This window comes from Gilliamella sp. wkB7 (assembly GCF_001693435.1).
In the GTDB taxonomy this organism is placed as follows: domain Bacteria; phylum Pseudomonadota; class Gammaproteobacteria; order Enterobacterales; family Orbaceae; genus Gilliamella; species Gilliamella apicola_N.
Map to the genome: position 1 here is coordinate 1,682,572 of NZ_CM004509.1, position 17,549 is coordinate 1,700,120.

The 17,549-nt window shown below is 33.7% G+C and carries 14 protein-coding genes, 2 rRNA genes and 1 pseudogene; 13 read left to right on the forward strand and 4 right to left on the reverse strand.

All coding sequences use genetic code 11. The annotated features are described in order from the left end of the window. Positions 1-145: 145 nt before the first annotated feature. The 9 genes and pseudogenes from A9G17_RS13445 to A9G17_RS07355 all read left to right on the forward strand — a co-directional run bounded on the left by A9G17_RS13445 (position 146) and on the right by A9G17_RS07355 (position 8,804). Positions 146-3,044 (forward strand): 23S ribosomal RNA (locus A9G17_RS13445). Between the two features lie 128 nt (positions 3,045-3,172). Next, positions 3,173-3,288: ribosomal RNA gene (gene rrf, locus A9G17_RS07320) — 5S ribosomal RNA — on the forward strand. 172 nt (positions 3,289-3,460) lie between these two features. Then, positions 3,461-4,021, forward strand: a complete 561-nt coding sequence (locus A9G17_RS07325; protein WP_065738157.1) for a pseudouridine synthase — start codon at positions 3,461-3,463, stop codon at positions 4,019-4,021. Between the two features lie 180 nt (positions 4,022-4,201). Then, a pseudogene (ftsY, locus tag A9G17_RS07330) lies at positions 4,202-5,125 on the forward strand (signal recognition particle-docking protein FtsY); the annotation flags it as partial. Between the two features lie 6 nt (positions 5,126-5,131). Then, positions 5,132-5,791 (forward strand): cell division ATP-binding protein FtsE, encoded by a 660-nt coding sequence (gene ftsE, locus A9G17_RS07335; protein WP_065738158.1) that lies wholly within the window; start codon positions 5,132-5,134, stop codon positions 5,789-5,791. A 2-nt stretch (positions 5,792-5,793) separates the two neighbouring features. Next, complete coding sequence (gene ftsX / locus A9G17_RS07340) at positions 5,794-6,762, forward strand: permease-like cell division protein FtsX (RefSeq protein WP_081301712.1); 969 nt, start codon at positions 5,794-5,796, stop codon at positions 6,760-6,762. A gap of 136 nt (positions 6,763-6,898) precedes the next feature. Further along, complete coding sequence (gene rpoH / locus A9G17_RS07345) at positions 6,899-7,759, forward strand: RNA polymerase sigma factor RpoH (protein ID WP_065738159.1); 861 nt, start codon at positions 6,899-6,901, stop codon at positions 7,757-7,759. Between the two features lie 213 nt (positions 7,760-7,972). Next, entirely contained in the window at positions 7,973-8,572 is a 600-nt protein-coding gene (locus tag A9G17_RS07350; protein WP_065738160.1) for a DUF2975 domain-containing protein, read from the forward strand. Positions 8,573-8,585: 13 nt separating this feature from the next. Then, positions 8,586-8,804, forward strand: coding sequence for a helix-turn-helix domain-containing protein (locus A9G17_RS07355; protein ID WP_065738161.1), 219 nt, complete (start codon positions 8,586-8,588; stop codon positions 8,802-8,804). On the opposite strand, the gene A9G17_RS07360 is transcribed toward A9G17_RS07355, so the two are convergent. Beyond that, complete coding sequence (locus A9G17_RS07360; RefSeq protein ID WP_065738162.1) at positions 8,794-9,486, reverse strand: aspartate/glutamate racemase family protein; 693 nt, start codon at positions 9,484-9,486, stop codon at positions 8,794-8,796. The genes A9G17_RS07355 and A9G17_RS07360 overlap by 11 nt on opposite strands. A 155-nt stretch (positions 9,487-9,641) precedes the next feature. On the opposite strand from A9G17_RS07360, the gene A9G17_RS07365 reads away from it, so the two are divergent. After that, positions 9,642-10,457 (forward strand): hypothetical protein, encoded by an 816-nt coding sequence (locus A9G17_RS07365; RefSeq protein ID WP_065738163.1) that lies wholly within the window; start codon positions 9,642-9,644, stop codon positions 10,455-10,457. A gap of 49 nt (positions 10,458-10,506) precedes the next feature. Beyond that, positions 10,507-11,193 carry a Sir2 family NAD+-dependent deacetylase gene (cobB, locus tag A9G17_RS07370; RefSeq protein ID WP_065738164.1) on the forward strand — a complete coding sequence of 229 codons (687 nt, stop codon included), beginning with the start codon at positions 10,507-10,509 and terminating at the stop codon, positions 11,191-11,193. Positions 11,194-11,202: 9 nt separating this feature from the next. On the opposite strand, the gene mtgA is transcribed toward cobB, so the two are convergent. Then, the gene (gene mtgA / locus A9G17_RS07375; RefSeq protein ID WP_065738165.1) at positions 11,203-11,895 is read right to left on the reverse strand and encodes a monofunctional biosynthetic peptidoglycan transglycosylase; all 693 of its coding nucleotides are present in this window, start codon (positions 11,893-11,895) and stop codon (positions 11,203-11,205) included. A gap of 1,313 nt (positions 11,896-13,208) precedes the next feature. Between mtgA and A9G17_RS07380 the strand changes: the two genes are divergently transcribed. Beyond that, positions 13,209-14,798, forward strand: a complete 1,590-nt coding sequence (locus A9G17_RS07380; RefSeq protein ID WP_081301713.1) for a phosphoethanolamine transferase — start codon at positions 13,209-13,211, stop codon at positions 14,796-14,798. 125 nt (positions 14,799-14,923) lie between these two features. On the opposite strand, the gene mobB is transcribed toward A9G17_RS07380, so the two are convergent. Continuing rightward, complete coding sequence (gene mobB / locus A9G17_RS07385; protein ID WP_065738166.1) at positions 14,924-15,424, reverse strand: molybdopterin-guanine dinucleotide biosynthesis protein B; 501 nt, start codon at positions 15,422-15,424, stop codon at positions 14,924-14,926. Positions 15,425-15,496: 72 nt separating this feature from the next. On the opposite strand from mobB, the gene A9G17_RS07390 reads away from it, so the two are divergent. Next, a complete protein-coding gene (locus A9G17_RS07390; protein WP_065738167.1) occupies positions 15,497-16,531 on the forward strand; it encodes a threonine aldolase family protein in 1,035 nt (344 codons plus the stop codon). 211 nt (positions 16,532-16,742) lie between these two features. On the opposite strand, the gene mobA is transcribed toward A9G17_RS07390, so the two are convergent. After that, positions 16,743-17,327 (reverse strand): molybdenum cofactor guanylyltransferase MobA, encoded by a 585-nt coding sequence (mobA, locus tag A9G17_RS07395; RefSeq protein WP_065738168.1) that lies wholly within the window; start codon positions 17,325-17,327, stop codon positions 16,743-16,745. Positions 17,328-17,549 lie beyond the last annotated feature (222 nt).

Consider the following 17,549-nt stretch of genomic DNA (forward strand, 5'->3'; position numbering starts at 1 on the left):
GAAGTATAAAGCTCTTTAACAATTAGGAACAAGCTGAAAGAAACGAGTTCTCGTTTTTATGTTGAGCTGATGTATGAAGATATGTTGGTTTGGTATAAGAAAGAGAAAAAAGCGTAATGAAAACCAAGACAACTGTGAGTTGTAAGGTTAAGAAATTAAGCGTACACGGTGGATGCCTAGGCAATCAGAGGCGAAGAAGGACGTGTTAATCTGCGAAAAGCAACGGTAAGTCGATAAAAGGCGCTATAACCGTTGATGTCCGAATGGGGAAACCCAGTGCAGGTGACTGCACTATCATCTGATGAATTCATAGTCAGATGAGGCGAACCGGGAGAACTGAAACATCTAAGTACCCCGAGGAAAAGAAATCAACCGAGATTCCCTGAGTAGCGGCGAGCGAAAGGGGAGAAGCCCAAGCGGGTAGCATGATGTATTAATGGAAGCGTCTGGAAAGTCGCACGATAGAGGGTGAAAGTCCCGTACATGAAAATGCATGATGTGGAAGCTTATAGAGTAGGGCGGGACACGTGATATCCTGTCTGAAGAAGGGGGGACCATCCTCCAAGGCTAAATACTCCTGATTGACCGATAGTGAACCAGTACCGTGAGGGAAAGGCGAAAAGAACCCCGGGAGGGGAGTGAAATAGACCCTGAAACCGTGTACGTACAATCAGTGGGAGCTGTTACCGTTGGGTAATAGTGACTGCGTACCTTTTGTATAATGGGTCAGCGACTTATATTCTGTAGCGAGGTTAACCGAATAGGGGAGCCGAAGGGAAACCGAGTATTAACTGTGCGTTAAGTTGCAGGGTATAGACCCGAAACCCGGTGATCTAGCCATGGGCAGGTTGAAGGTTGGTTAACACTAACTGGAGGACCGAACCGACTAATGTTGAAAAATTAGCGGATGACCTGTGGCTGGGGGTGAAAGGCCAATCAAACCGGGAGATAGCTGGTTCTCCCCGAAAGCTATTTAGGTAGCGCCTCATGAGTAACTGTTGGGGGTAGAGCACTGTTTCGGCTAGGGGGCCATCCCGGCTTACCAACCCGATGCAAACTACGAATACTGACAAGTTTAATCATGGGAGACACACGGCGGGTGCTAACGTTCGTCGTGAAGAGGGAAACAACCCAGACCGCCAGCTAAGGTCCCAAAGTCATAGTTAAGTGGGAAACGAAGTGGGAAGGCTTAGACAGCTAGGATGTTGGCTTAGAAGCAGCCATCATTTAAAGAAAGCGTAATAGCTCACTAGTCGAGTCGGCCTGCGCGGAAGATGTAACGGGGCTAAAACTATGCACCGAAGCTGCGGCAGCGCACGAAAGTGTGTTGGGTAGGGGAGCGTTCTGTAAGCCGTTGAAGGTGTATTGTGAGGTATGCTGGAGGTATCAGAAGTGCGAATGCTGACATAAGTAACGATAAAGCGGGTGAAAAGCCCGCTCGCCGGAAGACCAAGGGTTCCTGTCCAACGTTAATCGGGGCAGGGTGAGTCGACCCCTAAGGAGAGGCCGAAGGGCGTATCTGATGGGAAACGGGTTAATATTCCCGTACTGGCTATAACTGCGATGGGGGGACGAAGAAGGCTAGGTTTACCACCTATTGGATGGTGGGTTAAGCGTGTAGGGGTGTGATTAGGCAAATCCGGTCACTGAGACCCTGAGGCGTGATGACGAGCTACTAAGGTAGTGAAGTAATTGATGCCCTGCTTCCAGGAAAATCCTCTAAGCTTCAGGTTATAGTTAATCGTACCCGAAACCGACACAGGTGGTCAGGTAGAGAATACTAAGGCGCTTGAGAGAACTCGGGTGAAGGAACTAGGCAAAATGGTGCCGTAACTTCGGGAGAAGGCACGCTGATTGTAATTGAAGTCCCACGCGGACGGAGGTGAACTCAGTCGAAGATACCAGCTGGCTGCAACTGTTTAATAAAAACACAGCACTGTGCAAACACGAAAGTGGACGTATACGGTGTGACGCCTGCCCGGTGCTGGAAGGTTAATTGATGGGGTTATGCGTAAGCAGAAGCTCTTGATCGAAGCCCCAGTAAACGGCGGCCGTAACTATAACGGTCCTAAGGTAGCGAAATTCCTTGTCGGGTAAGTTCCGACCTGCACGAATGGCGTAATGATGGCCAGGCTGTCTCCACCCGAGACTCAGTGAAATTGAAATTGCCGTGAAGATGCGGTGTACCCGTGGCAAGACGGAAAGACCCCGTGAACCTTTACTATAGCTTGACAGTGAACATTGAGCCTTAATGTGTAGGATAGGTGGGAGACTAAGAAGTGTGTACGCCAGTATGCATGGAGTCGACCTTGAAATACCACCCTTTAATGTTTGATGTTCTAACCTATACTTCTGAATCGAGGTAAGGGACACTGTCTGGTGGGTAGTTTGACTGGGGCGGTCTCCTCCCAAAGAGTAACGGAGGAGCACGAAGGTTAGCTAATCCTGGTCGGACATCAGGAGGTTAGTGCAATGGCAAAAGCTAGCTTGACTGCGAGAGTGACGGCTCGAGCAGGTACGAAAGTAGGTCATAGTGATCCGGTGGTTCTGAATGGAAGGGCCATCGCTCAACGGATAAAAGGTACTCCGGGGATAACAGGCTGATACCGCCCAAGAGTTCATATCGACGGCGGTGTTTGGCACCTCGATGTCGGCTCATCACATCCTGGGGCTGAAGTAGGTCCCAAGGGTACGGCTGTTCGCCGTTTAAAGTGGTACGCGAGCTGGGTTTAGAACGTCGTGAGACAGTTCGGTCCCTATCTGCCATGGGCGTAGGAAAATTGAGAGGGTTTGCTTCTAGTACGAGAGGACCGAAGTGAACGCACCGCTGGTGTTCGGGTTGTGATGCCAATTGCATTGCCCGGTAGCTACGTGCGGAATAGATAAGTGCTGAAAGCATCTAAGTACGAAACTAGCCTCGAGATGAGTTTTCCCTGATGAGAGTCAGTAAGGTCCGTTTGAGACTAAGACGTAGATAGGTCAGGTGTGTAAGTGTAGTGATACATTGAGCTAACTGATACTAATGAACCGAGAGTCTTAACCTTACAACTCGGAGTTGTTTTGGATACGCGAGTAGTTGATTATGAGATAATCGAACAGTTTGTTCCGGATTGAGAGATGAGTGCAGATATGAGATAATGCACTGATTGAGAGAAAGAGAAGACAGAATATGTCTGGCGGTAATAGCGCGGTGGTCCCACCTGACCCCATGCCGAACTCAGAAGTGAAACGCCGAAGTGCCGATGGTAGTGTGGGTATTACCCATGTGAGAGTAGGGAGCCGCCAGACTTTTAAATATAGAGAGAGCCCAGCAGGAATGCTGGGCTTTTTTGCATATAGAGATTAAAAAACTGACTGAAATTTATATAAGATGCTATGTTTAGTATATGGCTAAATAATAATTCATTTAGTATATAATAAGTTTAGCATGATATTGAAACTAAAGTTAAAGCAGGATGAGATGCACTCATTAATAGCCTTTAATAAACCCTTTAATGTCACAACTCAGTTTTCACCTCATGAAAAGTATCAGACATTAAAAGATTTTATAAAATTACCAAAATTTTATCCGGCTGGACGTTTAGATACTGATAGCGAAGGATTGTTATTATTAACAAATGATGGTAAATTACAAGCTAAAATCAGCTCACCAAAATTTAAATTGCCAAAAACCTACTGGGTACAAGTTGAAGGTTCAATTAACCAACAAGCGATAGATCAACTAAGAAAAGGTATTCAGTTAAAGGAATTTTATACAGCGCCAGCTATAGTAGATTTTCTAGATGAGCCATTGCTCCTATGGAAAAGAGTTCCTCCTATTCGCGAACGTAAAACAATACCCACATCATGGATAAGTATTACTATCACTGAAGGAAAGAATCGCCAAGTTAGGCGAATGTGTGCAGCAGTGGGTTTTCCTTGTTTACGACTAATTAGAGTTCAAATTGGCAAATATAATTTATTTACTCACCAATTACCATTAGGTGAATGGTGTCATATTAAAACTTCGGATCTTTATTGATAATTATTTTTAATTATTCTTTATAGATAACGTATCATTCATTTTATAATTTAATAAAATGAGCAAAATAGATTAATAATGTTATTCCTTTTATTTGAATACATTGGGCTTTATTTTAAAATAATATAAAATGATCACTTATGATTGTCATGGGATAAACAATTTATGGTTGAACAAAAAAAAGAAGGATTTTTTTCTCGTTTGAAAAAAGGACTTTTTAAAACAAAACAGAATATAGGATCTGGATTCCTTAATTTATTTAGAGGAAAAAAGATTGATGATGCACTATTTGAAGAATTAGAAGAACAATTGCTTATCGCTGATGTAGGTTTTGATACAACACAAAAGATTATTAGTACATTAACTCAACATGCTTCAAGAAAAGAGCTAAAAGATGCAGATGCATTACACGAGCTTTTAAAACAAGAAATGAAATCTATTTTAGACGGAGTCGATAAACCACTTAATATAGATAATCATAAACCATTTGTTATTTTAATGGTTGGTGTTAATGGTGTTGGTAAAACAACAACTATTGGTAAATTAGCTCGTCAGTTTCAACAACAAGGCAAATCAGTTATGCTGGCTGCTGGCGATACTTTTCGTGCTGCAGCTGTAGAACAATTACAAGTGTGGGGTGAACGTAATAATATTCCTGTTATTGCTCAACATACTAATGCGGATTCAGCATCAGTCATTTTTGATGCTATACAAGCAGCAAAAGCCAAAAAAATAGATGTATTAATTGCGGATACAGCAGGTCGTTTACAAAATAAATCTCATTTAATGGATGAATTAAAAAAAATAGTGCGTGTAATTAAAAAGCAAGATGAAACGGCACCACATGAAATTATGTTAACGATTGATGCAGGTACAGGACAAAATGCTATCAGCCAAACAAAATTATTTAATGAGGCGGTTGGTGTTACAGGAATGGCATTAACTAAATTAGATGGAACAGCAAAAGGTGGTATTATTTTTAGTATTGCCGATCAGTTCAATATACCTATTCGTTATATTGGGGTCGGTGAAAAAATTGAAGATTTAAGACCTTTTGTTGCCGATGATTTTATTAATGCTCTGTTTGATCAAACAGAAGAGTAAAAAATAATGATCCAATTTCAACGTGTAAGTAAAGTTTATTCTGGCGGGAAACCAGCATTACAAAATATAACCTTTACTTTATTACCCGGAGAAATGGCATTTTTAACCGGTCATTCTGGTGCAGGTAAAAGCACCTTAATGCGACTAATTTGTGGATTAGAAAAAGCGAATGATGGCAAAGTTTTATTAAATGGTATTGATGTTTCAAGTTTAAAACGACAAGAAATGCCATTTTTACGTCGTACCATTGGTATGATTTTTCAAGATCATCAACTACTAATGGATCATACCGTTTATGATAACGTTGCTATTCCATTAATTATTTTAGGAAAATCACCTGAAGAAATTCGTCGACGAGTTTCTGCCTCATTGGATAAAGTTGGATTGTTAAATAAAATGAAATTTTATCCAATACAATTATCTGGTGGTGAGCAACAACGTGTCGGGATTGCTCGAGCAATTGTAAATCATCCTAATGTCCTACTTGCTGATGAACCCACAGGAAATTTGGATGATAAACTTTCAAAAGACATTTTAAAACTATTTGAGGAGTTTAATCAAACTGGGGTAACTGTCTTGATGGCGACCCACAATATGACGCTTATTCGCCATAAACAACATCGTATATTGCATTTAAATCAAGGGCATTTAGAGGTTAAAAATTAATAATGAGCGCTAATATTAAACCGAATAAATCCAATGGAAAAGATAGCAATATTTTTTTTTGTCATTGGAGAAGGCAAATTGGTTATGCTTGGCGTAATACCTTTAATAATTTCACTCAACATATTTTTGCTTCATTACTGACAGTTTTTGTTATTGCGATTTCAATAACATTACCAACGATTAGCTATCTACTTTGGAAAAATGCTAATCACGCTTCGAATCAGTGGTACCCAACGCCAAATTTAACTGTTTACATAAATAAGGAATTAACTTCAACACAAACCACAGAATTGATTTCTAAGCTTAAATCTTATCCTGAAGTTGAAAAAATTGAATATCTTTCCCGAGAGCAAACAAAAGAAGAATTTAAAACGTGGTCTGGATTTGGCAACGCGCTCGATCTTCTGGATGAAAATCCGTTACCAGCAGTAACAATTATTATTCCAAAAGAAGAAGCAAAACAAACCGCTACATTGCATGCTTTTCAGTCCAAATTACTAGAGATTAAAGGGATTGATGATGTTCAACTTGACGATAGTTGGTTTACTCGATTAACTGCATTGACCGATATGGTAAAATCCATCGTGTGGATAATTTCGATATTTATGATTGGTGCTGTTTCGCTTGTCATAGGAAATAGTATTCGATTAAACATTTTTGCTCGTAGACAAGTTATTGTAGTGATGCAATTGATTGGGGCAACTGAAGGTTTTATATTACGTCCATTTTTGTATAATGGTATATTGATTGGATTTATTAGTGCAATTTTTGCGTTGATTTTATCAGAAGTATTTATTTTTCAAATAGATTCAATTATATTACGTGTTTCTGCTATTTTTGGTACAAAATTTATACTTAAAGGACTTTCATGGGACGAAAGTATACTAATTGTATTGTTCTCTATGATTCTTGGTTGGTTTTCTGCACTGGTATCGACTAAGAAATATTTAAAAACGATGCACATTGCTTAATTATTTAAGTATAGTTTTTATTATTAAATTAATAATAAATGTGAACTAAATCACATTTTAGTGGTCTAATATTACAGTTATATTGTTGCCATTATGAATAAGCGACAAAACTAGTTTAAATTAAGGAGGGAGTTAAATGAGTACTGATTTAAAAATGCAAGTAGGTGCTTTAATCCCACAAGGAAATATTGAATCATATCTTCGTATGATTAATACTTATCCAATGTTAACTGCAGAGGAAGAAAAATCATTAGGCGAAAAACTTTATTATCATGATGATGTTGATGCTGCAAAACAATTAATTTTATCACATTTACGTTTTGTTGCGCACATTGCTCGTGGTTATGCTGGTTATGGTTTACCTCAAGCAGATTTAATTCAAGAAGGTAATATTGGTTTAATGAAAGCGGTTCGTCGCTTTAACCCTGAAATGGGGGTTCGCCTAGTTTCATTTGCTGTGCATTGGATAAAAGCTGAAATACATGAATATGTCTTAAAAAATTGGCGTATTGTTAAAGTTGCAACTACAAAAGCACAAAGAAAGTTATTCTTCAATCTAAGAAAAAATAAACAACGTTTAGGTTGGTTTAATAGTGCTGAAGTGGATATGGTTGCTGATGAACTTGGTGTAAGTCGTAAAGATGTTCTAGAGATGGAATCGCGCATGTCAGCACAAGACATGTCATTTGATATTGATAATGATGATGACGACAATTCAATTGTTGCACCAGCACTGTATTTAGAAGATAGTAATTCTGATTTTTCAAAATCAATTGAAAATGATAATTGGGAGAATGATGCAACCGATAAGCTACATGATGCCTTGTCTCAATTAGACGAACGTAGCCAAGATATTATTAAAGCCCGTTGGTTAGATGCTGATGATAGTAAATCAACACTGCAAGTATTGGCTGACAAATACAGCGTTTCTGCCGAACGTATTCGCCAACTCGAAAAAAATGCGATGAAAAAACTAAGAATTGCTATAGAAGCATAATTGATTTTTATTAATAATAAATAAGCCCTACTTTGGTTAAAAGTAGGGCTTTTTTTGTAATCTAAATTTAATTTATCTGTTTAATAAAAAGGATAATAATAGTTTTTATTATTTTATAATAATAAAAAATTATCGTTTTATTTTAATTTATTGTTGTTTTATATCTTTGGAAGTGATAAGCTGTGTTTAATTTTTATACATAAGGAAATAAAAATGAATACCAATATCTCTCAATCTCAATCTCAATCTCAGTCACGTCTAAATAAATACTGTAAATTAATGGCATTGTTAACTTTTATTCCTATAATAACGATATTAATTGGAATGGTATCTCCTTTATTATTTTATTTTTTTGATATACACAATATTGGTTTAGAATCGGGTGGATATTCCTTTTTTATTGCTCATAGTGCAGATAGCTCTGATATTGATCCAACTAAACTTTCTACATGGCAAGCCGTCTTAGTTACCTTGATTGATACCATTATTATTGCAATTTTAGTTTATGCTTTCTTTCAGCTTAGATTACTTTTTTTAAGTTATAGTAAATCGGACTATTTTTCAGTAAGTTCGGCTAATTATTGTTATAAATTTGGTACAACATTAGTTATTTGGGAAGTTATACAATTAATCACTGAGCCGTTATCATCATTAATCTTATCTTTTAATAATGATCTTCCGGAACGTTACATTTCTCTATCATTCACCAGTGAAGATTTAATGTTATTATTTCCGTCAATAAGTATTATGATAGTTGGTCAAATATTGAAAAAAGCATGTCAAATAGCCGAAGAAAATAAGCAGTTTATTTAGCAAGGAGCCAAAAGTGCCAATTATAATAAATTTAGATGTAATGCTGGCTAAACGTAAAGTTAAATCTAAAGATTTAGCGGCTGCCATTGGTATTACTGAACAAAATTTATCTTTACTTAAACAAGGTAAAGTAAAAGGATTTAGGCTAGCAACACTAGAGGCAATCTGTAACTATTTAGATTGCCAACCTGGTGATATATTGGAATATATAAAAGAAGACGTTACGAATTAGTCGCTAACCATGCTGCTTCTTGAGCATGTAATAGGGCTGTATCAAAGAAAGGGATGGCGTGATCTTGTTGATTTATTAATAAACCGATCTCAGTACAGCCTAAAATCACCCCTTCAGCACCTTGCTTAACGAGTTTATCAATAATATTGAGGTAAGCTTGCTTAGATTCAGGTTTAATTTTCCCAAGGCAAAGTTCATCATAAATAATATTATTGATGATTATTCTATCTTGTTCATCAGGAATTAAAACATTTAAACCTTTTTCGATTAATTTTGATTTATAAAAGTTTTGCTCCATGGTGTACTTGGTACCAAGTAACGCAACAGACTTTATTTTATCTTTGATTAAATATTTGGCGGTCACATCGGCGATATGAATGATCGGAATAGTAATATTTTTTTGAATTTGATCAGCAACCTTATGCATCGTATTAGTACAGATAATAATAAAATTAGCGCCAGCTAGTTCTAATCTTTTAGCCGCATCAGTTAAAATAATCGCGCTTTTATCCCATTCATTATTTGCTTGGCAACTTTCTATTTCTTGAAAATCAACACTGTATAAAAGTGTTTTTGCTGAATGTAAACCACCAAGTGATTTGCTAATAAATTGATTGATGACTTGATAATAAGTTATTGTGCTTTCCCAACTCATCCCACCAATTAATCCAATTGTTTTCATATTACTCATACCTTATTTTTTATGATTACTTGCCACTAAAATCATTATCGTACATTATAATGATTTTATTCAATTTAAATTATTTAATATATTTTATAGTTTATTATTAAAATTATTTTTCGTGAATTATTATATAGATTAGGAATATAAAGCTAATGAAGAAAATCATTAATTATCTCTATATTATGCCAATAGTTTTTTCAATCTTTTCTTTTCAGGCTTTTGCAGAAACAAAAACTATTCATGTATTAGTCGCCTTATGTGATAACAAATATCAAAAAATAGTACCCGTTCCACAGGCAATTGGTAATGGTCAAGATCCCAAAAATAATCTTTATTGGGGGGCTGCTTATGGTTTTAAAACCTATTTCGCTAAACAAAAAGAGTGGCAAGTAATTAACATTAATAAACCCACATCTGGAAAAATATTAGAAGAGATAATTTATAAACATCGAAATAAGGATGTGTATCTCATTGCTCAAGCATATAATGGAAAATATATTGATAGTACTGTTAATGATTTTTTAGATTATTCGGCTGGTAAAAAAACACAGCAAATTAGACTTAATGATAAAACAGTAATGGCAGGAGGAAATGCCGATCTGGTTATATATATTGGTCATGATTATTTAATGGAATCATCATGGCGTGATTATTTACCTGATAGTTGGCGTTGGAATACATTGTCAAAAACAGAGCAAGAAAAACAAAAATTACGTTACGCTGCGGTATTTGCTTGTAAAAGCCAGAAATATTTTACTCCACCATTATCCCGTTTAGGTATTACACCATTAATTTTAACCTTGCATCGAATGGCGCCAGAAGCTTATAGTGTTCATGCAATGATTAACAGCTGGTTAAATGGTGAATCGAAAGATGAAATAAGGTTTAAAGTAGCAAGTGCTTACAGCCAATATCAAAAGTTAAGCAAACCAGCCTTACACATATTTACCACAGAATATAGCCAATAATATTTTTTCAGTAATTTATTTAATTTATTAATAAAAAAGGCGAATAGATATGTTGAAAACACCAAAAATCGTCATCTTAACCGGTGCAGGTATTTCTGCTGAATCAGGGTTATCGACATTTCGTGCCCAAAATGGTTTATGGGAAGGTTATTATGTTAATGATGTCGCGACCTACGAAGGATATATGCGTAATCCAGTCGCTGTTCATGATTTTTATAATATGTTGCGTAGAAAACTACAAAATCCTGAAGTAAAACCTAATATGGCTCATTTTGCTTTAGCGCAATTAGAACAAAAGTTAGGTTCGGATAATGTATTAATTGTTACCCAAAATGTGGATAACTTGCATGAACAAGCTGGTTCTAAAAATATTATCCATATGCATGGTGAATTATTAAAAGTGCGTAATGAAAAAACAGGACAGATAATCGATTGCTATTACGATGTGAATTATCATGAAAATAAATTAATTCGACCACATATTGTTTGGTTTGGTGAGATTCCACTACAAATGGAAGAAATTTATAACGCACTTTCGCAAACGGACTATTTTATTTCGATTGGTACATCAGGTAATGTTTATCCAGCTGCAGGATTTGTTCAAATAGCTAATCAAGCGGGAGCCAAAACTGTTGAACTTAACTTAGAACCAAGTTTAGGTGAAAATTTATTTGAAACTAAAATTTATGGTCCAGCGAGTAAAATTGTACCAGAGTTTGTTAAAAAATTTATATAAACTATTAAATTAGTTTAGCTGTTTTAAATAATTTTTACCACCAAGGTTATTCATTTGATTACGAATCCATTGCGCTTTTTTTTGTATATGATTATTAGGGTTAGCTGGATTCCATTTTCTAGGGTTAGGTAATGTAGCAGCGAGTAGACTTGCTTGATAAGGCGTTAACTTGTTAGCACTTACTTGAAAATAGTATTGCGAAGCTGCTTCTATACCAAAGATTCCCTCTCCCCACTCAACACTGTTTAGATAAATTTCAAGCGTTCGTCGTTTAGACCAGAGTAACTCAATTTCAAGAGTAAACAAGGATTCAAAACCTTTACGAATCCAACTACGCGAAGGCCATAAAAAAATATTTTTTGCTACTTGTTGACTAATAGTACTGGCGCCACGAATTTTTTTATTATTCCGATTATGTTGTAGAGCATGATTAATTGCTTTAAAATCAAATCCCCAATGATTAGCAAACTTTTGATCTTCAGCAGCGATAACCGCTATTTTTATATGATCTGATATTTGATTCCAATCTTTCCATGTACGTTGTTGAGTAATATTCCAGTGAGTGAGCTTTCTTTCTACCATTAACATTGAACCAAACGGAGTAATCCACCTTAATAAAACAACAATTAAAAAAGATAACAGTATAAACCCGATTATCATTTTTTTTGTAATGTTCAAAACTCTTTTTAATAAAAGCTTCATTTTGATTCAGGTAAAATAAAAAATTAGTAAATAAGATACGATATATTCTTATTTAAATAAATAAATTTTTCTAAACTCGGCTATTTAATGAAAATAGCAAAATGAATAAAAAGATAGTGCTGAGATAATTATGGTATAGCATTTTATGGTGTGGAATATTAAAATTTTCCTGATTTAATTTACTTGGATTTGGATCCTAAAAAAGATGGTTAACTTTTTTTAACTTATTAAAATTTTTGAATTATCAAAAATATCTATTAAAATTTATAATTTATTGCATTGTAAAAAAAATCCACTAAAATAGTATAAATAATAACTAAGAATGGTGAGCTATTTTGGATGATTTATATTTAATTTTTCTCTGTATAGGCTTGGTTTATGTGTCTTCATTCCGTAGAGGAGGATTTGGAGACAAACGTCCTAAAGTTCCAGGCTTTATTATTTTTCTTTATATCGTTTTATCTTTCCTCTTATTTGATGAACTATTTAATGTACTCCCACGAACTAAGCGATAGCATCGCTCTAAAGGCTAGTAATCTCAGAAATTTAAAATTATTTTGAATAAAATTTTTTATAGAGAAATTGTTAACTTTAGTCATGGTTGAGCAAGTAGGATTAATCAAGTTATCCGCGCATAAACAGTTTGATTGAAAATATATCGAATTGTTTCGTGAATCAAATGGTTATTTAAGTAGCTTAATTAATAATATATGTTATCTAACCTATTAGGTCATCAAAAAAATCATTAATACTTATGATTTATTGCGTTAGTAAGAAAATAGATTTAAATAGTATCAATAATAATTAGGAATAGTGAGCTATTTTGGAAGAGTTATATTTTATTTTTATCGGTCTATGTATTGTTTGCGTGTCAACCCACATCAGATTTTGTAGATTAAGAAACAAAAATAGTAATACTGGCATTATTGTTATTGGTTCAATAATTTTATTATTCCTCTTACTCGAAATGTTAGACATATTACACCTAAAAGAATGTATCAATCTAATAAAGTAAAGTATTTATTCTACTATAAACTAATGTGAACTTTTGATTGGTTGTCTAAGTGATAACATTAATCTTAAGGCTGACATTATCTAATAATCTATAACTACTTTAGTTTAAATAACAACTTAAATTAAAATATTGTTTGGGATTTATTAGTAAAATTTATGGATAGTGATTTTTATAATATCAAAAAATTATTAATAATTAAGTTTAACAAGTTAAAACCAATTGCTTTACAAAAAGTAATTGTTTAAAATTTATCATAAATAAAATGTAATAAATAAATAAATAATTTGTAAATAATAAAATGAAATTACCTCAATTTATCCAGCGTCGAAGTAACGCTTTAATATTACTTTTAGTTTATATCTTTCTCAGTTCAATTTTAGCTTATATTCATGCGAATAAGAATGATTCTTTTATAGTTATCCATTTTTTACTTATCTTATCAACTACGTCTTGTTTATTTTTAATTATTCATACATTAATAAAAAGTCGACGTCACTTTTTTGTTGTTATAGGTACGCTATTTTTATTTTTATTCTTATCTGAAATTAATTATTTGATTTATTTTGGTGAGGTTATCTCTGAAGGCGTACTGGATTCTATTACAGAAACGAATTCTTATGAAGCATTTTCAATGCTCAAGCCTGTTCTGTTTATAACTGTGCCAGCATTAATAGTGACTGTTGGTATTTTATTTATTTACAAGAAATTTATTACGGTTAAATTTAGACCTATACTACCCTTAACATTATATATAGTTATTGGAAGTATTTTTATATCTGTAAATACTAATGTACAAAATGATACCCATAAAGATTATAGACTAAAATTATTAATATTACGGGAGTTTTATCCTGCAGTACTCGGTAATATAGTTTATCTTGGAGTGACCTCTTTTTCTACTGACATTTACGCCGATACGAGCGAAATAGAGGTTTTTAATGATGCTATTATTTTACCTCCTCAGAATTTAAATGATGAACTTGTTGTGTTAATTATGGGAGAATCTTCTTTAGTTTCTCGATATAGTGCCTATGGATATCATAAGCTAACGACTCCGCTCATGGCAGAAGTTTTTAATCAAAAAAATGGTGGATGCATTATTAATAATAGTCATTCCTCTGCATCCTTTACTAGGGATTCCATACCAATGACTTTATCTTTCAGTATTCCTGAAAGTAATGATAACTTATTTAACAACAAGTCAATTATTGAAATGGCTAAATATAATAATTATAAAACCTATTGGTTAGCTTCGTATCGTCAAAATATTAAAGGAGCAAGTAATGCTAAATTTGGTTTCATTGCCCGTAAAAGTGATATCCTTGATTTTACAGATAAAGATCATGATGTTAATTTAAGTGAATTATTAGAACGATATCTTAAAAAAGATAATGCACCTAAAAAATTTATCTTTATTCATTTACGAGGAAGTCATCAACCTTATAGTGATGGGTATGATGAGATTGATAAACAAGCTTTGCCTGATGCTGAAGATTATGATTTAACTATTCATCATACTGATCGTACGGTAAAGGCAATATATGATGTTATCAATAAATATAGTCGTAATTATAGTATCATTTATACTTCTGATCATGGAGAAATTGTTAACCTTGGCCATGGGATGAGTAAGGGGATTGATCAATTTTTAATTCCGTTTATGTTTATCTCAAAGAATAACCAATTTGATTGCCAATTTATAGAATCGTATCGTGGATCAAATGGTTATTTAAGTGGCTTAATGAATAAATATATTTTATCTAATCTATTAGGTTATCAAATAGATCAATCAATTCTTGATAAAGAAAAAAATAATGATCGTATTCTATTACCGAATCATCAAAATGTAATTTTTTCAGATTATTTAAAATTAAATAAACAACCATAGTTTTGTAAAAACCCAAATGTTATAGATAATAAATAGTACATTTGGGTTTATTGTTTAAATAAGTATAAGCAATTAGTCCGCGTAAATTATGCATAAAATTGGTGACACCTCTGTGTCTTGGCTTTTTAATTTGATTTTAATTCAAAATAACTTTTTATAAATTCGGTTATCTGGCTCGGTTCATTGATATTAAGTTTTGGTAAATTAGTCTCTATTGGTTTATCACAGGCAATAGCGACAGTAAAATTATCTATAAAAAGAGGTTTTTGATTTGCGCTTCGGTGGCACATAATTTTAGGAATGGTTTCATCTTTAAATCCCTCAATTAATATAATATCAACATCTGAAAAATGATTAATCAATGTCTTTAAATCAATGGATTTATCAGGTGTTTCATGAATTAAGGCATAACGATTATTACATGCCACGATAGTTTGTAATGATCCAGCTTTACGCAATTTATAACTATCTTTCCCAGGTATATCAAATTCAATATCGTGATGGGCATGTTTCAACGTGGCCACTTTAAATCCTTGCTCAACAAGCAGTGTAATAACTTTTGTTAACAAAGTTGTTTTACCACTACCGCTATACCCTGTGATTCCAATAATTTTTCTATCGTTCATAGACTATTAACTCTAACATGTTATATTAAAGGTAAATATTACATCATTTTATACAAGATTAAAGGTAATGATATGTACGATTTTTTAAATGATTATAATCAAACCGTGCATCCAAGTTTATTAAAAGAATTTGTTGATATTAATAATAAAAAGTTGAGCGGTTATGGATTAGATGAATGTTGTAATGATGCAATAAATAGCATTAAGAAAATATTAAAATCACCAAATGCCGATGTACATTTTATGGCAGGTGGAACCATTACCAATTTGACCACGATTTCACATATTTTAAAACCTTATCAGGCAGTTATTGCTGCTGAAACTGGTCATATCAATGTTCATGAAACAGGTGCGATTGAAGCAACAGGGCACAAAGTTGTAACAGTTAAAACTGAAGATGGAAAATTAACGCCAGAATTAATTAAACCTGTTTTAGATTATCATTGTGATGAACATATGGTGCAACCTAAACTTGTCTACATTTCAAATACTACCGAATTAGGTACTCTGTATACGAAGCAAGAGTTAAAAAAGCTGTATCAATTTTGTCAAAAACATCATCTTTACCTTTATTTAGATGGTGCTCGTTTAGCAATGGCCTTGGCAGCAAAAGATAACGATATTACTTTTCCTGATTTGGCTAAATACACTGACGCATTTTATATTGGCGGTACTAAAGTTGGCGCTTTTGTAGGTGAGGCGTTGATATTTAATAATCTTTCAATTAATCATGATTTCCGTTTCAATATGAAACAGAAAGGTGCAATACTAGCAAAAAGTTGGATTATAGCTGTACAGTTTAAAGCGTTAATGGAAAATAATCTTTATATTTCGCTTGGTAAACATAGCAATGATATGGCTGAAAAACTTAAAAATTTGTTTGAGACTGAAAGATTAACATTTGTAGCTAAACCACAGTCCAATCAACTGTTTGTTAATTTTCCTAATCAACTTGCTAAAAAAATTATTTCACAGTATGCCGTAGATAATTTAGGACAAACCGATCCAAGTCATATTTGCTTACGTTTTTGTACCTCATGGGCAACACAAGAAGTTGAAATAGAGAATTTTGCTAAACAGTTAAAGGTACTGCTTAAAAAACAATAACATATTGTTATAAATGTATTTTCACGGTTACATAACATAAATTGAAAATATCGCCAAACGATATGAGAAAGAAAGGGGGAAAGTATAATGTTCAAATTCACCCCTATTTTTTTAAAAGATATTATTAATCATTTTGTTACCCAATTATTTATAACATGTTATGTTTTAATTCTGTACTGTATAAAACGACTAACTTACGGTTTAATAGTAATTATTTGATTGAAATATTAGCTTTTTCCAGCATTTCCAGAGTATTAATATTGGTAAAACCAGAAGGATTTTCACTGAAATCAACAGCGATAGCATTAATTTGCTTAAGAAACAGCATAAGTTTACGATCTCCGTTGTCTAAATATTTTTTTAGTTGAGGGACGATATTTTTATGGATCAATAAAATAGTAGGGTGATCATTTTTTCCATCGGAAGGATAAATTGCTTGGTGCGTTGTTGTGAATTTTATTAAACGAGCAATAAGGTCCTCCGGTAAAAAAGGGGTATCGCAGCTCACAAATAAATTCCAATCTGTTGTACTTCTTAACAAGCCACTATAAATCCCTGATAAAGGTCCTAAAAATCCTTTTAAATCATCAGAAAAAACAAAATAGCCTAATGAACTATATAGTTCAGTATGTCGATTACAATTAATCATAACAAAACTGACTTGAGGTTTAATACGATCAATGACATGTTGATAAAGTGGTTTTCCTGCTAACAACATTAAACCTTTATCCTTACCATTCATACGGCTACTTTGCCCACCGGCTAAAATAATCGCAGTAATTGACAGTTTTTGCATAAATTATTTCTCTTTTACATTGCCAAAAAACAAAATAGCATTACTATATAGCAAAGTTATTTTTTAGTCGCAAATAACCTATATCAGCAGTTTATGAATCTTTCTAAATGCACTATTTAAATTTAAAGTCGAGTATATAATAGAGGCCTTTTAATATATAGATAGTAAAGTAAAGATTAACATAAAGGTTTATATTATCACTTTCAACTTAGTTGAATATTT